11 protein-coding genes are annotated in these 17,140 nt (G+C 71.8%); 9 read left to right on the top strand and 2 right to left on the bottom strand.

The window, feature by feature from the left end:
- The first annotated feature begins 22 nt into the window (after positions 1–22).
- The 4 genes from ACFY6S_RS07270 to hflX all read left to right on the top strand — a co-directional run bounded on the left by ACFY6S_RS07270 (position 23) and on the right by hflX (position 6,126).
- On the top strand, positions 23–460 hold the full coding sequence (locus ACFY6S_RS07270) for a hypothetical protein (RefSeq protein WP_388823902.1): 438 nt from the start codon (positions 23–25) through the stop codon (positions 458–460).
- Between the two features lie 282 nt (positions 461–742).
- On the top strand, positions 743–2,854 hold the full coding sequence (locus ACFY6S_RS07265; protein ID WP_388823776.1) for a RelA/SpoT family protein: 2,112 nt from the start codon (positions 743–745) through the stop codon (positions 2,852–2,854).
- A gap of 162 nt (positions 2,855–3,016) precedes the next feature.
- On the top strand, positions 3,017–4,519 hold the full coding sequence (locus ACFY6S_RS07260; protein WP_388823774.1) for a M1 family metallopeptidase: 1,503 nt from the start codon (positions 3,017–3,019) through the stop codon (positions 4,517–4,519).
- A 116-nt stretch (positions 4,520–4,635) separates the two neighbouring features.
- The gene (gene hflX, locus ACFY6S_RS07255; RefSeq protein WP_388823772.1) at positions 4,636–6,126 is read left to right on the top strand and encodes a GTPase HflX; all 1,491 of its coding nucleotides are present in this window, start codon (positions 4,636–4,638) and stop codon (positions 6,124–6,126) included.
- Between the two features lie 129 nt (positions 6,127–6,255).
- Here the strand turns inward: hflX and ACFY6S_RS07250 are convergent, their stop codons facing one another.
- Positions 6,256–7,470: a trypsin-like serine peptidase gene (locus ACFY6S_RS07250; protein ID WP_388823770.1), complete on the bottom strand. Its 1,215-nt coding sequence runs from the start codon at positions 7,468–7,470 to the stop codon at positions 6,256–6,258.
- A gap of 337 nt (positions 7,471–7,807) precedes the next feature.
- Between ACFY6S_RS07250 and ACFY6S_RS07245 the strand changes: the two genes are divergently transcribed.
- The 5 genes from ACFY6S_RS07245 to ACFY6S_RS07225 all read left to right on the top strand — a co-directional run bounded on the left by ACFY6S_RS07245 (position 7,808) and on the right by ACFY6S_RS07225 (position 15,902).
- Positions 7,808–9,169: a diaminobutyrate--2-oxoglutarate transaminase family protein gene (locus ACFY6S_RS07245; RefSeq protein ID WP_388823768.1), complete on the top strand. Its 1,362-nt coding sequence runs from the start codon at positions 7,808–7,810 to the stop codon at positions 9,167–9,169.
- A 30-nt stretch (positions 9,170–9,199) separates the two neighbouring features.
- On the top strand, positions 9,200–11,059 hold the full coding sequence (locus ACFY6S_RS07240; protein ID WP_388823766.1) for an IucA/IucC family protein: 1,860 nt from the start codon (positions 9,200–9,202) through the stop codon (positions 11,057–11,059).
- A 122-nt stretch (positions 11,060–11,181) separates the two neighbouring features.
- A complete protein-coding gene (locus tag ACFY6S_RS07235; protein WP_388823764.1) occupies positions 11,182–11,949 on the top strand; it encodes a GNAT family N-acetyltransferase in 768 nt (255 codons plus the stop codon).
- A 78-nt stretch (positions 11,950–12,027) separates the two neighbouring features.
- On the top strand, positions 12,028–13,893 hold the full coding sequence (locus tag ACFY6S_RS07230) for an IucA/IucC family protein (RefSeq protein ID WP_388823762.1): 1,866 nt from the start codon (positions 12,028–12,030) through the stop codon (positions 13,891–13,893).
- 38 nt (positions 13,894–13,931) lie between these two features.
- Complete coding sequence (locus ACFY6S_RS07225; protein WP_388823760.1) at positions 13,932–15,902, top strand: ATP-dependent DNA helicase; 1,971 nt, start codon at positions 13,932–13,934, stop codon at positions 15,900–15,902.
- Positions 15,903–16,021: 119 nt separating this feature from the next.
- Here ACFY6S_RS07225 and lexA read toward each other — a convergent pair whose 3' ends face one another.
- The gene (lexA, locus tag ACFY6S_RS07220; RefSeq protein WP_388823758.1) at positions 16,022–16,807 is read right to left on the bottom strand and encodes a transcriptional repressor LexA; all 786 of its coding nucleotides are present in this window, start codon (positions 16,805–16,807) and stop codon (positions 16,022–16,024) included.
- Positions 16,808–17,140 lie beyond the last annotated feature (333 nt).

Here is a 17,140-nt window from a genome sequence, read left to right as displayed (position 1 = left end):
CGACCTGGGAGGGCGCGTGGCGATGGAGGCCGGCCCTCGCGACAGAGAACCCACGGCACCGAGAGCGGCGGACGACGCTCCGGGACTGAGCCCTGACGGGCCGGAAGAAGAGACCGTGACCCCCGAGGTCGAGGTCGAACTCCGCCCTCAGCGGCGGCTGCGGATCTGGCAGCTCGCCCCGATCGTGGCGCTCGCCGCCATCGGATCACTGATGTTCGCCTTCCCCCTCGCCTTCGGCACCGGGGACGGCGGGGCGGTCGTCGCCATGCTGGGGCTGCTGATCAGCTGCTGTGCGGCCGGCTGGGGCATGATGGCCGCCCGCCGCGTCGGCCACACCTGGCCGGGGCTGCCGCCCCGCTCCTCCGGCGAGCGTCCCGACTGGCGCGTCATCGCGCTGTACGTGACGATGGCCGCCGCCCTGGTGGCCCTCGCCGTCTGGCGCGTCGCCCGGCTGCGCTGACATCCACCGGACCGCGGCAGCGGGCGGCGCCCGGGGTCCGTGCCCGTGCCCGTGCGACCGTTCCCTCTGGGACGGCCGGGACCGATGCGACAGACGCCGAGGGCTGCGTCGATCTGGTTCGCCCCCAAACAGCCGTCGCCCTGAGCTTCGCTCGAATGGGTGATCCGTTTCACGCCGGGCGGGAGCGGGACTGCTCCACGTGGTGGGCTCGATAGCATCAAGCACCGGCCCGGAGGGCGCTCCCGCTCATCCACCGCCGGTCGATGCTGCCGGAGGCGCCCCATGAGTGCAGAGGCCACCACCCCTGGTGCCCACAGCCGCAGACGCGGCCTTCCCAGGATCGACCTCCGCAGACTCGGCAGGGCGGCGCTTCTCGGCCCCGCCTCCCGGGACCGGCTGCCCGACGCCATGGGCCATGTCGCCGACGCCCATCGCGCGCACCACCCGGACGCCGATCTCGCCGTACTGCGCCGGGCGTACGTGCTCGCCGAAGCCTCCCACCGGGGGCAGTTCCGCAAGAGCGGCGAGCCGTACATCACGCATCCGCTGGCCGTGACGCTGATCCTCGCCGAACTGGGCGCCGAGACAACGACCCTGACGGCCTCGCTCCTCCACGACACCGTCGAGGACACCGAGGTGACGCTCGACCAGGTCCGGGCGGAGTTCGGCGACGAGGTCTGCTATCTCGTCGACGGCGTGACCAAACTGGAGAAGGTCGACTACGGGGCCGCGGCCGAACCCGAGACCTTCCGCAAGATGCTCGTCGCCACCGGCAACGACGTCCGGGTGATGTCGATCAAGCTCGCGGACCGGCTGCACAACATGCGCACCCTCGGCGTGATGCGTCCCGAGAAACAGGCCCGTATCGCCAAGGTCACCCACGACGTCCTCATCCCGCTGGCCGAACGCCTCGGCGTCCAGGCGCTCAAGACGGAGCTGGAGGACCTGGTGTTCGCGATCCTCCATCCCGAGGAGTACGCGCACACCCGCGCCCTGATCGCGGACAACGCCACCGCCGGGGACGCGCTCGCCGCCATCTCCGAGGACGTCAGGCGCGTGCTGCGCGACGCGGGCATCGCGGCGGAGGTCCTGGTGCGGCCCCGGCACTTCGTCTCCGTACACCGGTCGGAACTCAAACGCGGCGAGCTGCGCGGCACGGACTTCGGCAGGCTGCTGGTGCTGGTGGGGGAGGACGCCGACTGTTACGCGGTCCTCGGCGAGCTGCACACCTGCTTCACCCCGGTGATCTCGGAGTTCAAGGACTTCGTCGCCGCGCCCAAGTTCAACCTGTACCAGTCGCTGCACACCGCCGTGGCGGGCCCGGACGGCGCGGTCGCCGAAGTCCTCATCCGCACCCACCGGATGCACAAGGTCGCCGAGGCCGGCGTCGTCGCGCTCGGCAATCCGTACACCGCCGCGGACAGCGGCACGGGCCCGGACGGTACGGATCCGCGGACCGCCGCTGAACCGGCGGACGGCGAGCGCGCCGACCCCACCCGGCCCGGCTGGCTCTCCCGGCTGCTGGAGTGGCAGCAGGCCGCCACCGACCCGGACACCTTCTGGACGACGCTCCGCGCCGACCTGGCCCAGGACGCGGAGATCACCGTCTTCCGCGCCGAGGGCGGCATGCTGGGGCTGCCGCCCGGCGCGACCTGCGTGGACGCCGCGTACGCCCAGCACGGCGAGGGCGCCCACGGCTGTCTCGGCGCGCGCGTCAACGGCCGCCTGGCGCCGCTGAGCACCGTCCTGCGGGACGGCGACACGGTCCAGCTGCTGCTGGACCGCGACGCCGCCTCGGGACCCGCGCCCGAGTGGCTCGACCACGCCCACACCCCCGCCGCGCGGATCGCGATCACCGGCTGGCTCGCGGCGCACCCCCGGACCGAGGGGCCGCCCGCCGCCGTGCCGCGCGCCCCCCAGCCCGTCAGCTCCGACCGGCGCGATGTCGCGGGAGCCGTGGTGGACCTGCCGGGCGCGACCGTACGGCTGGCCGGCTGCTGCACCCCCGTACCGCCCGACGCGGTCACCGCCTTCTCGGTGCGCGGCGGTGTGGTGACCGTCCACCGGCGCGAGTGCCGCGCGGTCGAGCGGATGCGCGCCCTCGACCGGACGCCGGTCGCGGTGAGCTGGCACGACGCACCGGAGTACCGGGTCACGCTGTACGCCGAGTCCTTCGGCCGGCCCCGACTGCTCGCCGACCTCACCGAGGCCATCGCGACGGCGGGCGCCGCGATCGTCGCGGCCAACGTCGAGCCGCCGAGCGAGCAGCGCGTACGCCACACCTACACGCTCGAACTCCCCGACGCCGCCGGCCTGCCCGCTCTGATCCGGGCGATGCGCGACGTACCGGGCGTGTATGACGTGAGCCGCGCCCAGAAGCCCGCCACGACCTGAACGCCCGCCCCTCCCGGGTCCCTTCCGGAGGGGCGGCCGCGGCACGCGTCAACCTGGCGCATCGCGCCATCCGGCGGCCCGCTCCCACCTGACCTGCCCCTTTCGGGTGTGCGCGGCGCGCGCCGTCGCCGCGCGCCCGGCGGGCGCTGGTAGCGATGGCGCATGCCGCTCACCTCCCGCCGACTGCGCGCCGCCCTGCTGGCCGCCGCCTCGGCCACCCTCGTCGCCGCCACCCTGCCCGCGCCCGCACCGCTGGGCATCGGCGATCCGCTCTTCCCCTATCTGGGCAACCCCGGCTACGACGTGCTGACCTACGACCTCGCCTTCACCTACAGCGGTGACAACACCAAGCCGCTGGACGCGGTCACCAAGATCGACGCGCTGGCGACCCGGCCCCTGGACCGCGTCAACCTCGACTTCACCCACGGCACCGTCCGCTCGGTCGAGGTCAACGGCGCCGAGGCGGAGTTCGCCACGGCGGGCGAGGATCTGGTGCTCACGCCGTCCGAACCCGTCGAGCCCGGCACCCGCCTGCGGATCACCGTCAACCACACCAGCGACCCCAACGGCCGGGGCGGCGGCTGGCTGCGCACCTCCGACGGACTGGCCATGGCCAATCAGGCGGACGCCGGCCACCGCGTCTTCCCCGGCAACGATCACCCCGCCGACAAGGCGTACTACACCTTCCGCGTCACCGCCCCCGAAAAGCTCACCGTCGTCGCCAACGGTCTCCCCGCCGGGAAGACCCGGCGCGGCCCGAACACGACCTGGACGTACCGCACCCATCACCCCATGGCCACCGAACTGGCACAGGTCTCCATCGGCACCTCGGCCGTCGTCCACCGCGCGGGGCCGCGCGGACTGCCCGTCCGGGACGTGGTGCCCGAGGCGGACCGCGAAAAGCTGGAGCCCTGGCTCCGCAAGACCCCGGAGCAGCTGCGGTGGATGGAGCGGCAGGTCGGGCCGTACCCCTTCGAGACGTACGGCCTGCTGATCGCGGGCGCCGACACCGGTTTCGAGCTGGAGACCCAGACACTCTCCCTCTTCGAACGCTCCCTGTTCACCCGCCCCGAGTACCCCGAGTGGTACGTCGACTCCGTCATGGTCCACGAGCTGGCCCACCAGTGGTTCGGCGACAGCGTCTCGCCGCACCGCTGGTCCGACCTGTGGCTCAACGAGGGGCACGCCACCTGGTACGAGGCGCGGTACGCGGAGGAGGAGACCCCGAAGCCGACATCGGGACCTGTTCGCAGGTCGCTGGAGGAGCGGATGCGCGCCGCGTACACGCGGTCCGACGGCTGGCGCGCGGCGGGCGGGCCCCCGGCCGCCCCCGAGCCCCCGACGGCGGGCCAGCAGATCAGCCTCTTCCGGCCGGTGGTGTACGACGGCAGCGCCCTGATCCTCTACGCCCTGCGCCAGGAGATCGGCGCCGACGCCTTCCAGCGCGTGGAGCGCCAGTGGGTGAACGGCCACCGGGACGGGACGGCGACGACGGCGGACTTCGTCTCCCTGGCCTCGCGGGTCGCCGGACGCGACCTCGCCGGCTTTTTCACCCCGTGGCTGTACGGCGCGAAGACCCCGCCCATGCCCGGCCACCCGGACTGGCGCAGCGAGGCACCGGCGGCCGGGCGCGGGGCCCGGGAACCACTGCCGAAACCGGAGTGACGGCGGGGCCGAAGCGTGTCACCATCGACGAGTCGGCGACGTGGCCGGGAATCAATCCCGGCCGTCACGCGTTGTGACGGGTGTAACGGACTTCTCTCTTTCGACGTAAGGATCCAATGACCTCCTCTTCTTCCCCTTCCCAGGCCGCGCAGAGCTTCGCGGACCCCCGCACGGACAGCCTTCGGGCCGATGCCCTGATGGAAGAGGACGTCGCCTGGAGCCACGAGATCGACGGAGAGCGGGACGGCGATCAGCTCGACCGCTCCGAGCGCGCCGCCCTGCGCCGGGTGGCCGGTCTCTCCACCGAGCTGGAGGACGTCACCGAGGTCGAGTACCGCCAGCTGCGGCTGGAGCGCGTGGTGCTGGTCGGTGTGTGGACCTCGGGCACGGTGCGGGACGCGGAGAACTCGCTGGCGGAGCTGGCGGCGCTCGCCGAGACCGCCGGTGCCGTGGTGCTGGACGGCGTGGTGCAGCGTCGTGACAAGCCGGACCCGGCCACGTACATCGGCTCGGGCAAGGCGCAGGAGCTGGCGGACCTGGTGCTGGAGAGCGGCGCCGACACGGTCGTCTGCGACGGTGAGCTGAGCCCCGGTCAGCTGATCCACCTGGAAGATGTCGTCAAGGTGAAGGTGGTCGACCGCACGGCCCTGATCCTGGACATCTTCGCCCAGCACGCCAAGTCCCGTGAGGGCAAGGCGCAGGTGGCCCTGGCCCAGATGCAGTACATGCTGCCGAGGCTGCGCGGCTGGGGTCAGTCGCTCTCCCGGCAGATGGGTGGCGGCGGCGGTGGCGGTATGGCCACCCGCGGCCCCGGTGAGACCAAGATCGAGACGGACCGGCGCCGGATCCGCGAGAAGATGGCGAAGATGCGCCGGGAGATCGCGGAGATGAAGACCGGCCGCGAGCTGAAGCGCCAGGAGCGCAGGCGCAACAAGGTGCCCTCCGTCGCGATCGCCGGCTACACCAACGCCGGCAAGTCCTCGCTGCTCAACCGGCTGACCGGCGCGGGTGTCCTGGTGGAGAACGCGCTGTTCGCCACCCTGGACCCGACCGTGCGCCGGGCCGAGACACCGAGCGGCCGTCTCTACACCCTGGCCGACACGGTCGGCTTCGTCCGGCACCTGCCGCACCACCTCGTGGAGGCGTTCCGGTCCACGATGGAGGAGGTCGGCGACTCCGACCTCATCGTCCATGTGGTGGACGGATCGCACCCCGCGCCGGAGGAGCAGCTGGCCGCCGTGCGCGAGGTCATCCGTGACGTGGGCGCGCTGGACGTCCGCGAGATCGTGGTGATCAACAAGGCCGACGCCGCCGACCCGCTGGTGCTCCAGCGGCTGCTGCGGGCCGAGCGGTACGCGATCGCGGTCTCGGCGCGTACGGGACAGGGAATCGCCGAGCTGCTGGCACTGATCGACGAGGAGCTGCCGCGCCCGGAGGTCGAGGTCGAGGTGCTCCTGCCGTACACCCAGGGCGCCCTGGTCTCACGGACACACGCCGAGGGCGAGGTGCTCTCGGAGGAACACACCCCGGAGGGCACGGTGCTCAAGGCGCGGGTCCACGAGGAACTGGCGGCGGCGCTGGCCCCGTACGTACCGGTGGCCGGCTGACCGGACCCGGCTACCGGGACCGGTCCCCTGCGCGGACGGGCCCGCCCCCTCATGACGAGGGGGCGGGCCCGTTCCGGTCAGGCGTGCCGCGCCGCGGCCGGCCGGTGAGGGCGGGGCGCGGCCGCCTCGTCACTGGTCCGCGAACTTTTTGCTGACACCGTTGTAGACGCCCTGCGCCACATCGCCGAGTCGCGGTCCGGCCAGCCAGCCCGCCGTGACCGGGCCGATGGACGTGTTGGACACCAGGGCGGGCTTGCCGTCCCGGCCGGTCGCGACCCAGCCGCCACCGGACGAACCACCGGTCATGGTGCAGCCGATGCGGTACATCGTCGGATCGTCGGCGTTCAACGACAGCCGGCCCGGGGCGTCGTCGCACTGAAAGAGCTTCTGCCCGTCGAACGGCGGTGCCGCCGGATAGCCGGTCGCCCGCAGATCCGTGATCCGCGCGGTGGCCGGAGCGTCGAAATCGACCGGCAGAGCCGAACCGACCGTCTCCTCCAGGGACTTGCGGGTGGAGCCCTTCTCCGGAGTGACGTGGATGACCGCGAAGTCGTACGGTGCGCCCTGACCGCCCGTCGCGGAGCCGTCGGAGATCCACTGCTCGGAGGTCTGCGCCCAGTCCGCCCACCACAAACCCTGGGGGGCGATCTGCTCCTTGGACGCCGTCTCCAGGTCCGCCGTCGACAGCGCCTGGTTGTTGTACGCGGGGACGAAGGCCAGGTTGCGGTACCAGCCCCCGCTCTTGCCCGCGTGTACGCAGTGACCGGCGGTCCACACCATATTGGACTTGCCGGGGTGGGCCGGGTCCTCGACCACCGTCGCCGAGCAGACCATCGAGCCGTCGGGGCCGTCGAAGAACAACTTCCCGGACTGCGGCGCGTTCTCGCCGTACGGCGCGCTCACCGGCTGCGCGGCGACCGGCTCCGGCTCCGGGTCGGTGACTCCCTCGTCGGCCGAGATGTCCTCGGCGCCCACGGGGTTCTCCGGCGGCTGCTCCGCGTCCCGCATCCGGTCCGGGTCCCAGAGGTCCTCGATGATGGGGTTGACGTAGTCCCTGGCCTCGCGCAGCCACGTGTCGCGGTCCCAGTTCTTCCACTCACCACCCCGCCACTTGTCCATGTCGATCCCGTGCTCCTTGAGCCGGTCCTTGAGATCGTCGGGGATGGTGATCGCGTCGGTCGCCGAGACCCCGGGCCGGTCCGCGGCGGTGTCCTCGTCGGCACCGCAGCCTGTCGCCGTGAGCACGAGGGCCGCGGCTATGGAGACACCCGCGAGAACGGGGGAGGTGCCGCGCCGTGCGCTCCCTCCACGGCGTGCGGCGAAGGTCGGGCGAATGGGTCGCATGGCGTAATCCCCCTGGGACTTCGGAACATTTCGGAACAACGAAACCAATGGCGCGTCCGCTCGCGATGGCCGTGGCGGGACGCGGCCACCACTATGCCGGTGCCGAGGGGAACAGCGCGCGGCAGGGCGGCGGTTCCCCGCCCCCGCACGCCTCCCGAGGGGCGTGCCACCGCTCCGCGAGGTCAAGGAGTCAAGGATCTCCCGACGGGCCGTGATCCCCGGCCCGCGCCGTCGTTGGTAGGTGCGGGACGGAGGCGGCACGCCTCCGTCGAACACCGGACGGGCGGGCCCCGTACTGACGGGGGACCGCACTGTGACCACGGGAGGACCGACAGCCGTGACCGTGACCGAACCGCCTCCGGCGGCCCCGACCGTCGCACACGCGGGCCTGCTCCGGCGTCAGTCCCCACGCGAACCGGCCGCCCGCACCTACGCGAGATCGCTCCCCGTCGTCCCTGTACGCGCCCGGGGGCTGACGATCGAGGGCGCCGACGGCCGACGGTATCTGGACTGCCTGTCCGGCGCGGGGACGCTGGCGCTGGGCCACAACCACCCGGTGGTCCTGGAGGCGATCAGGAAGGTGCTGGACTCCGGCGCCCCGCTGCACGCCCTGGACCTCGTGACGCCGGTCGAGGACGCCTTCACCACCGAGCTGTTCGCCACGCTGCCGCCCCGCTTCGCCCGCCACGCCCGCCTGCGGTTCTGCGGGCCCGCCGGCACCGACGCCGTCGAGGCGGCCCTGAAACTCGTCCGTACCGCCACCGGCCGCACCGGACTGCTCTCCTTCACGGGGGCGTGTCACGGGACGACCGGCGGAGCGCTCGCCGCCTCGGGCGGCGGCACGGATTCGGCGACGACCCGGCTGCCCTACCCGTACGACTACCGCTGTCCCTTCGGCACCGGCGGCCAACGCGGCGCCGAACTCGCCGCACGCTGGACCGAGAGCCTGCTGGACGACCCCGAGGGCGGACTGCCCGCCCCGGCGGGGATGATCATCGAACCGGTGCAGGGCGAGGGCGGAGTGATCCCCGCTCCCGACGGCTGGCTGCGCGCAATACGCCGGATCACGGCGGACCGTTCCATTCCGCTCATCGCCGACGAGGTGCAGACAGGCGTGGGACGGACCGGTACCTTGTGGGCTGTGGAGCACAGTGGGATCACCCCTGATGTGATGGTGATGTCCAAGGCGATCGGCGGCTCGCTCCCCCTGGCGGTGATCGTCCACCACGAGGACCTGGACAGCCGGCCCGGCGCCCACGCGGGCGCCTTCCGGGGCAATCAGCTCGCGATGGCGGCCGGCGCGGCCACCCTCGCGTACGTACGGGAGAACCGGCTCGCCGACCGCGCCGCCACGCTCGGCGCCCGCATGCTCGGCCGGCTCAGGTCCCTCGCCGCCGACCACCCCTGTGTCGGAGACGTGCGCGGACGTGGTCTCATGATCGGTGTGGAACTCGTCGCCCCGGCGGCAGGTGACCCTGCCCCGCCGGACCCCGCGCTCGCGGCAGCTGTCCGGCAGGAGTGCCTGAGCCGTGGCCTCATCGTCGAACTCGCCACCCTTCGCCCGGCAGTTGTGCGGCTGCTTCCCCCACTCACCCTCACCGACGAGCAGTCCGACGCCGTCCTCGACCGATTCGCCGACGCGCTGGCCGCCGCCGAGCGCACCGCGCCCCGCCGGGAAGAATCCGGCCCGTCCAACTGACCCCGGACACCTCACAAGAAAGCCCTCTTCGTGAATCCCACACCCTCACCCGATGTGCCCGAGTCCAACGGCCGCTCCACCGCCGAGGCGGCGACGGTGCCACGTCAACCGGCGGGTGGATTCGACCAACATCCCCTTCGCGCAGATGAGTTGGAGAGAGCAGTTCCGTCAGCGGATCACCTCGACCACTCCGACCCGCAGAAAGCGGCCGACGCCGCGGCCGTCGAGAATCTGCTGCGCTGCTGGGTCCGTGAGACCAATCTGCCCCGGCCGCCCGGCACGGTGCTGCGGATTCCCCTCGACCTCAGCGGCACCGCACTGCTCGTCCCCGTCCGCCACTGGTCGGCCACCGGCTGGCACCGCTTCGGCATGCCCTTCCTGGAGAACGCCCCCCGGGACGCCCCGGCCGCGGAAGCCGTCACCGTCGCGGCCCTCCTGGGGCGCGAGTCGGGGCGCTACCAGGGCGCCGATCTGGTGGGCCGGGTCGCCGACTCCCTGGTCCGCACCGCCGACTTCATCGCGGACCGTCGCAGCGCCCCCGCCGCGCCCGAGGACGCGGACCTCTTCCTCACGGCCGAACAGTCCCTGCTTCTCGGCCACCCCCTGCACCCCACGCCCAAGAGCCGGGAAGGGCTCACCGAGGCCGAAGTGCGCCGCTACTCACCCGAGTTGCGCGGCTCCTTCCCGCTCCACTGGATGGCCGTCGACCGATCCGTACTCGCCACCGACTCGGCCTGGACCGAGCAGGGGCGTGTGCTGCCCGCGGAGCGGCTCACGGCCCGGTTCCTCGGGGACGTGCCTCTTCCCGAGAACACCGTCGCGCTCCCTCTCCACCCGTGGCAGGCACGCGATGTGACGGACCGTCCGGCCGTCCGGCGACTGCTCGACGCGGGTCTTCTCCACGACCTGGGCCCTCACGGGGACTCCTGGCACCCGACCTCCTCCATCCGTACGGTGCACCGGCCCGGCGCCGCCGCCATGCTCAAGCTCTCACTCGGCGTACGCATCACCAACTCCCGTCGTGAGAACCTCCGCAAGGAACTCCACCGGGGCGTCGAGGTGCACCGGCTGCTGCGCAGCGGACTCGCCAAGGAATGGCAGGCCGCCCACCCCGGCTTCGACATCGTGCGCGACCCCGCCTGGCTGGCCGTGGACACCCCGGACGGGGAGCCGGTGACCGGCCTCGACGTGATGCTGCGGCACAACCCCTTCTCCCGGAGCGACGACGCCGTGTGCGTCGCCGGGCTGACCGCGCCCCGGCCCGTTCCCGGCCGGACGGGAATGTCCACGCGGCTGACCGAGGCCGTCACCGCACTCGCCGCCCGCACCGGCCGCTCCGTCGGAGCCGTCGCCGCCGAGTGGTTCCTGCGCTACCTCGACCACGTCGTACGCCCGGTGCTCTGGCTGGACGGCACGGCGGGCATCGCCCTGGAAGCCCATCAGCAGAACACCCTGGTGATCCTCGACGGCGAGGGCTGGCCCGTCGGCGGCCGGTACCGCGACAACCAGGGCTACTACTTCCGCGAGTCCCACCGTCCTTCCCTGGAGCGCAGGCTGCCCGGCATCGGCTCGGTCAGCGACACCTTCGTCCCGGACGATGTCACCGACGAGCGCTTCGCCTACTACCTCGGCATCAACAATGTCCTCGGACTGATCGGGGCGTTCGGCGCCCAGGGGCTCGCCGACGAACGCGTCCTCCTCGCCGCCTTCCGGCAGTTCCTCACCACCGCCACCGGGCTCGGCTCCCCGCTGCCCGGTCAGCTTCTGGAGAGCCCCACCCTGCGCTGCAAGGCCAACCTGCTCACCCGGCTGCACGGCCTCGACGAACTCGTCGGCCCCGTGGACACCCAGTCCGTCTATGTCACGATCACCAACCCCCTGCACCTCTGACCGAGCCCGCGCCCGACCGGCCGACCCACCGAAGACCGACCCACCGAAGACCGAACCGCCGAACACCGAACCGCCGAACACCGAACCGCCGAACAACCGAACCGCCGAGAGGAGAGCGCACCGTGCCCCCCAGCGACGCGAGCACCGGGACCGGCGCCGGGGCCGGCACGGGCGCCGGTCTCGGCCCCGGCTCGCCGCAGCCGTTCCGCGGCGCCGCCGAGGACACCCTCGATCTGCGGCTGTCCGAAGAACTCGTCGCCACGCTCGGCGAGAGCGACCCTGTGACCGCCGCACCATCGGCCACCGGCACCCTGGCCGATGACCTGCTCGACGCCCCCGCCGGCTGGGGGCCGGTCACCACCCCGGCCGGCGTCTTCCAACTCGTCCCCGTACGGATCGGGCGTGACCTGGAGCTGATCAGCCGCTGGATGAACGACCCCGCCGTGGCCGCTTTCTGGGAGCTGTCAGGACCGGACGAGGTCACCGCCGCCCATCTGCGCACTCAGCTCGACGGCGACGGGCGCAGCGTCCCGTTCCTCGGTGTGCTGGGCGGCACCCCGATGAGCTACTGGGAGCTGTACCGGGCCGATCTCGACCCGCTGGCACGCCATTACCCGGCCCGCCCGCACGACACCGGCATCCATCTGCTCCTCGGCGGCGTCACCGACCGGGGGCGTGGCGTGGGGACCATCCTGCTGCGAGCGGTCTCCGACCTCGTCCTCGACCACCGCCCACGCTGCGCGCGTGTGATCGCCGAACCCGATCTGCGCAACACCCCCTCCGTCGCGGCCTTTCTGAGCGCCGGCTTCCGCTTCTCCGCCGAGGTCGACCTTCCCGACAAGCGAGCCGCGCTCATGGTGCGCGAACGCGCCTTACGTGACCTGATGTGACGGACCGGGCACCCGCTCCCACCACACTCGTCATCCGCACCGCTCCACCCCGTTTCGATCTCCACCCGAGGAGTCCTCGTGTCAACGCCCCCTGCCACTCATGACTCCGCCGGTCCCACCGGCCCCATATCCGCCGACGCCTCGGCCGATCCGTCCGTTCTGTTCTCCCCACCCGAGCTGAACGCCCATGCCTGGAACCGGGCAAGTGGTCCACTTCTCGCCAAAATGATTGGGGAGTTCGCGTATGAGGAATTGGTCGAGCCCGTCCCCGTCCACTCCGCAACGGCCGAGGACCGCTACTCCCTGACGCTCGACGGCGGCGAGACGCTCACCTTCCGCGCCGCACGCGGCTCCTACGGCAGCTGGCGCGTCGATCCAGGCTCCCTGGAGTCCGGCGGCCGCGCCTTCACCGACCCGCTGCGCTTCCTGCTGCTCTCGCGCCGGCTGCTCGGCCTCGACGGCGGCACCCTGGGACACCTCGTACGGGAGCTGACCACCACCCTCGCCGCCGACGCCAGGCTCGCCCACACCGCGCTCACCGCCGCCGACCTCGCTGAGCTGGACTACGCGGAGCTGGAAGGACACCAGACCGGCCACCCCTGGATCGTCCTGAACAAGGGCAGGGTGGGCTTCTCCGCCACCGACACGGACCGCTGGGCACCCGAGGCCCGCACCCCGGCCAGGATCCCGTGGATCGCCGTCAGCACCTCCCTCGCCAGCTACCGGGGCGTTCCCGCGCTCCACGCCCCCGACCGGCTGTACGCCGTCGAACTCGACGACCCCGTGCGCGAGCGGTTCGACTCCGTCCTGCGCGACCGGGGACTGGACCCCGCCGGATATCTCTACCTGCCGGTGCACCCCTGGCAGTGGGACGAGGTCCTGGTCCAGCTCTACGCCCCCGCGATAGCCGAGGGAGCGATCGTCCCGCTCCCCACCGACGGTGATCTGCGCCTGCCGCAGCAGTCCATCCGTACGTTCCTCAACATCGACCGGCCCGGCCGGCACACGGTCAAACTGCCGCTGTCGATCCTCAACACCCTCGTCTGGCGCGGACTGCCCACCGAACGCACCCTGGCCGCCCCCGCCGTCACCGCGTGGATGCACGGCATCCGCGACAGCGATCCCTTCCTGCGGGACGGATGCGGGGTGATCCTGCTCGGCGAGGTCGCCTCCGTGACCGTGGAACACCCCCTCTACGACCGGCTCCCCGAAGTCCCCTACCAGTACAAGGAACTGCTCGGCGCCATCTGGCGCGAGCCCCTCCACAGCCGGCTCGCCCCGGGCGAACGCGCCCGTACCCTCGCCTCCCTCATCCATACGGATCCGACGGGCCGCGCGTTCACCGCCGAACTCGTCGAGCGCTCCGGTCTCGCTCCCCGCGTGTGGCTCCAGCGTCTCTTCGCCGCGCTCCTGCCGCCCCTGCTGCATTTCCTCTACCGGTACGGGACCGTCTTCTCCCCGCACGGTGAGAACGCCATCGTCGTCTTCGACGGCCAGGACGTGCCGGTACGGCTGGCGATCAAGGACTTCGTGGACGACGTGAACATCAGCGCCAGGCCACTGCCCGAGCACGACGGCATGCCCGACGACGTGAAGGAGACCCTCCTCACCGAGGAGCCCGCCTTTCTCACCCAGTTCATCCATTCCGGGCTTTTCATCGGTGTCTTCCGCTACCTGGCGCCGCTGTGCCAGGAACAGCTGGGCGTCCCCGAGGACGACTTCTGGTCCCTCGTACGGGCGGAGATTCTGCGCCACCAGGCCCGGTTCCCGGAGCTGAAGGAGCGCTTCGAGACATTCGACCTGCTCACGCCGCGCATCGAGCGGCTGTGCCTCAACCGGAACCGGCTGCTTCTCGACGGCTACCGGGACCGCTCGGAGCGGCCGCACGCCGCCGTGCGGGGCACCGTACCCAACCCGCTCGCCGCCCGGCTTCCGAGCGAGTGACCACCGTTGTCAGTGGCGCCCCGTAGGGTGGTCGGGCTATGACGAAGCCATCACTCCCCGAGCTCCTCCACGCCGCCGTCAGCTCGGTCGGCGGCGTGGAACGGCCTGGCCAGGTCGCGATGGCCGAGGCTGTCGCCGAGGCCATCGACACCCCGTCCCATCTGCTCGTCCAGGCGGGCACCGGCACCGGCAAGTCCCTGGGCTACCTGGTGCCCGCCCTGGCGCACGGCGAGCGGGTCGTGGTGGCCACGGCGACTCTCGCACTCCAGCGCCAGCTGGTGGAGCGCGACCTTCCGCGCACGGTCGACGCGCTCCATCCGCTGCTCCGCCGGCGGCCCGAGTACGCCATGCTCAAGGGGCGCTCCAACTACCTCTGTCTGCACCGGCTGCACGAGGGCATGCCGCAGGACGAGGAGGACGCCCTCTTCGACCAGTTCGAGGCCGCCGCACCGACCAGCAGGCTGGGCCAGGACCTGCTGCGGATGCGCGACTGGGCGGACGACACCGAGACGGGTGACCGTGACGCTCTGACGCCGGGGGTCTCCGACCGTGCCTGGTCCCAGGTGTCCGTCTCGTCCCGGGAGTGCCTGGGGGCGACGAAGTGTGCGTACGGCGCCGAGTGCTTCGCCGAGCTGGCGCGCGAGCGCGCCAAGCTGGCCGAGGTCGTGGTCACCAACCACGCGCTCCTCGCGATCGACGCGATCGAGGGCGCCCCCGTGCTGCCGCAGCACGAGGTGCTGATTGTCGACGAGGCCCATGAGCTGGTCTCCCGGGTCACCGGCGTCGCCACCGGAGAGCTGACTCCCGGGCAGGTGCAGCGGGCCGTACGACGCTCGGCGAAGCTGGTGAACGAGAAGGCGGCCGACGCGCTCCAGACGGCGGCCGAGACCTTCGAGCGGGTGATGGAACTGGCCCTGCCGGGACGGCTGGAGGAGATTCCCGAGGATCTCGGCTATGCCTTGATGGCGCTGCGTGACGCCGCCCGTACGGTCATCTCGGCGCTGGGCTCGACCCGGGACAAGTCCGTGCAGGACGAGGACGTCGTACGCAAACAGGCGCTCGCCTCCGTCGAGTCCATCCACGGGGTGGCCGAGCGGATCGCCAACGGTTCCGAGTGGGACGTCGTCTGGTACGAGCGGCACGACCGGTTCGGCGCGTCGCTGCGGGTGGCGCCGCTGTCCGTGTCGGGGCTGCTCAGGGAGAAGCTGTTCACGGACCGTTCCGTGGTCCTGACCTCGGCCACGCTGAAGCTCGGCGGGGATTTCAACGGGGTGGGCGCCTCGCTCGGCCTGGCGCCGGAAGGCACCGGGGGCGACGACGTTCCGCAGTGGAAGGGCATCGATGTCGGCTCGCCCTTCGACTACCGCAAGCAGGGGATCCTCTATGTCGCCCGCCATCTGGCCACGCCGGGGCGCGAGGGCTCGCGCGGCGACATGATGGACGAGCTGGCGGAGCTGGTGGAGGCGGCGGGCGGGCGTACGCTCGGTCTGTTCTCCTCCATGCGCGCCGCCCAGGCGGCGGCGGAGGAGCTGCGTGGGCGGCTGGACTCACCGATCCTGCTTCAGGGCGAGGAGACGCTGGGCGAACTGATCAAGGCGTTCGCCGCCGATCCGAAGACCTGTCTGTTCGGCACGCTCTCGCTCTGGCAGGGCGTCGATGTACCGGGGCCGAGTTCCCAGCTGGTCGTGATGGACCGGATTCCCTTCCCGCGTCCCGACGATCCGCTGATGAGCGCGCGCCAGAAGGCGGTCGAGGAGGCGGGCGGCAATGGCTTCATGTCGGTGGCCGCGACCCACGCCGCCCTGCTGATGGCGCAGGGCGCCGGACGGCTGGTACGGGCGAGCGGGGACCGGGGCGTCGTGGCCGTTCTCGATCCGAGGCTGGCCAACGCCCGCTACGGCAGCTTCCTGCGAGCCTCGCTGCCCGATTTCTGGTACACCACGGACCGCAGTACGGTACGCAAGTCACTCGCCGCGATCGACGCCTCGGCCGTGGCCGAAGGGCGGTAACCCGTAAGCGGGGGCCCGTACAGCGATGGCCCGCGGGCGGTGACCCGTAAAACGGAGTTGCGGTACACGAGAGGGAGCCGGCGTGTACCGCAACTGTGGCTGAAGGTGTGGCCGAGGTGTCACACCCTGCGGAGGACCGCCACCACCTTGCCGAGGATGGTCGCGTCGTCACCGGGGATCGGCTGGTAGGCGGCGTTGTGCGGGAGCAGCCAGACATGGCCCTCCTCGCGCCGGAAGCGCTTGACGGTGGCTTCGCCGTCCAGCATCGCCGCGACGATGTCGCCGTTCTCCGCGACCGGCTGGCGGCGGACCGTGACCCAGTCGCCGTCGCAGATCGCCGCTTCGATCATCGAGTCGCCGACGACCTTCAGCACGAACAGCTCTCCGTCGCCCACCAGTTGGCGGGGGAGCGGGAAGACGTCCTCGACGGACTCCTCCGCGAGGATCGGCCCTCCTGCCGCGATCCGGCCGACGAGAGGTACGTACGAGGCGGCCGGCTTCCCGGTCGTGTCCGTCTGCTGGGTGCTCGGCTGATCCGATCCGCGCACTTCGTACGCCCTCGGCCGGTGCGGATCGCGGCGCAGGAAGCCCTTGCGCTCCAGAGCCATCAGCTGATGCGCCACCGACGAGGTGCTGGAGAGGCCCACGGCCTGGCCGATCTCCCGCATGGAGGGCGGGTAGCCCCGCCTCTGCACGGAGTCGCGGATGACTTCGATGACCCTCCGCTGCCGGTCGGTGAGACCGGAGCTGTCCGCCCTGATTCCGGGAGGTCGGCCGGGCAGCGAGCGGGTGGGCTTGGAACCCTCCGGGTTCATGACTGCGTCATTCATGGCATGCACCGGCTCGAATCGGCCCTGGGAGCGGTCCTGGGCAGTGATGGTGGCACTGTCTGCGGTGGTGGTCACGTCGGCCCCTCTCGAAATGTTCTCCCTGGCTGGACAACGGTAGTAGCTTTCGAAAGGTTGCGCCAAACACACGTTCGAGTGAAAAATCGAAGAGTGCCTACTTTGAGTGGCCGAACGGGTGTATAGGCGTGTCGCCCGGCTGTCGCCGCGTCCCGGCCGTCACCGTACCGACCGGGTACGGCGCGGGCACGGTGCGGGGCGTGTCCGTCAGTCTTCCACCGGGTGGCCCGGAAGCCGGGGCGCCGCGCCCTTCCCGTACTCTCGTGGCCGGTCCCGACACCCCGCCCCCACCCCCGGCCCGCCCGCGCCGACGCGCGACACGCGCTGGGCCCC

The sequence above is a fragment of the Streptomyces sp. NPDC012835 genome (assembly GCF_042900885.1).
Classification (GTDB): Bacteria; Actinomycetota; Actinomycetes; order Streptomycetales; family Streptomycetaceae; genus Streptomyces.
This window is presented reverse-complemented; position numbering and strand designations above follow the sequence as displayed.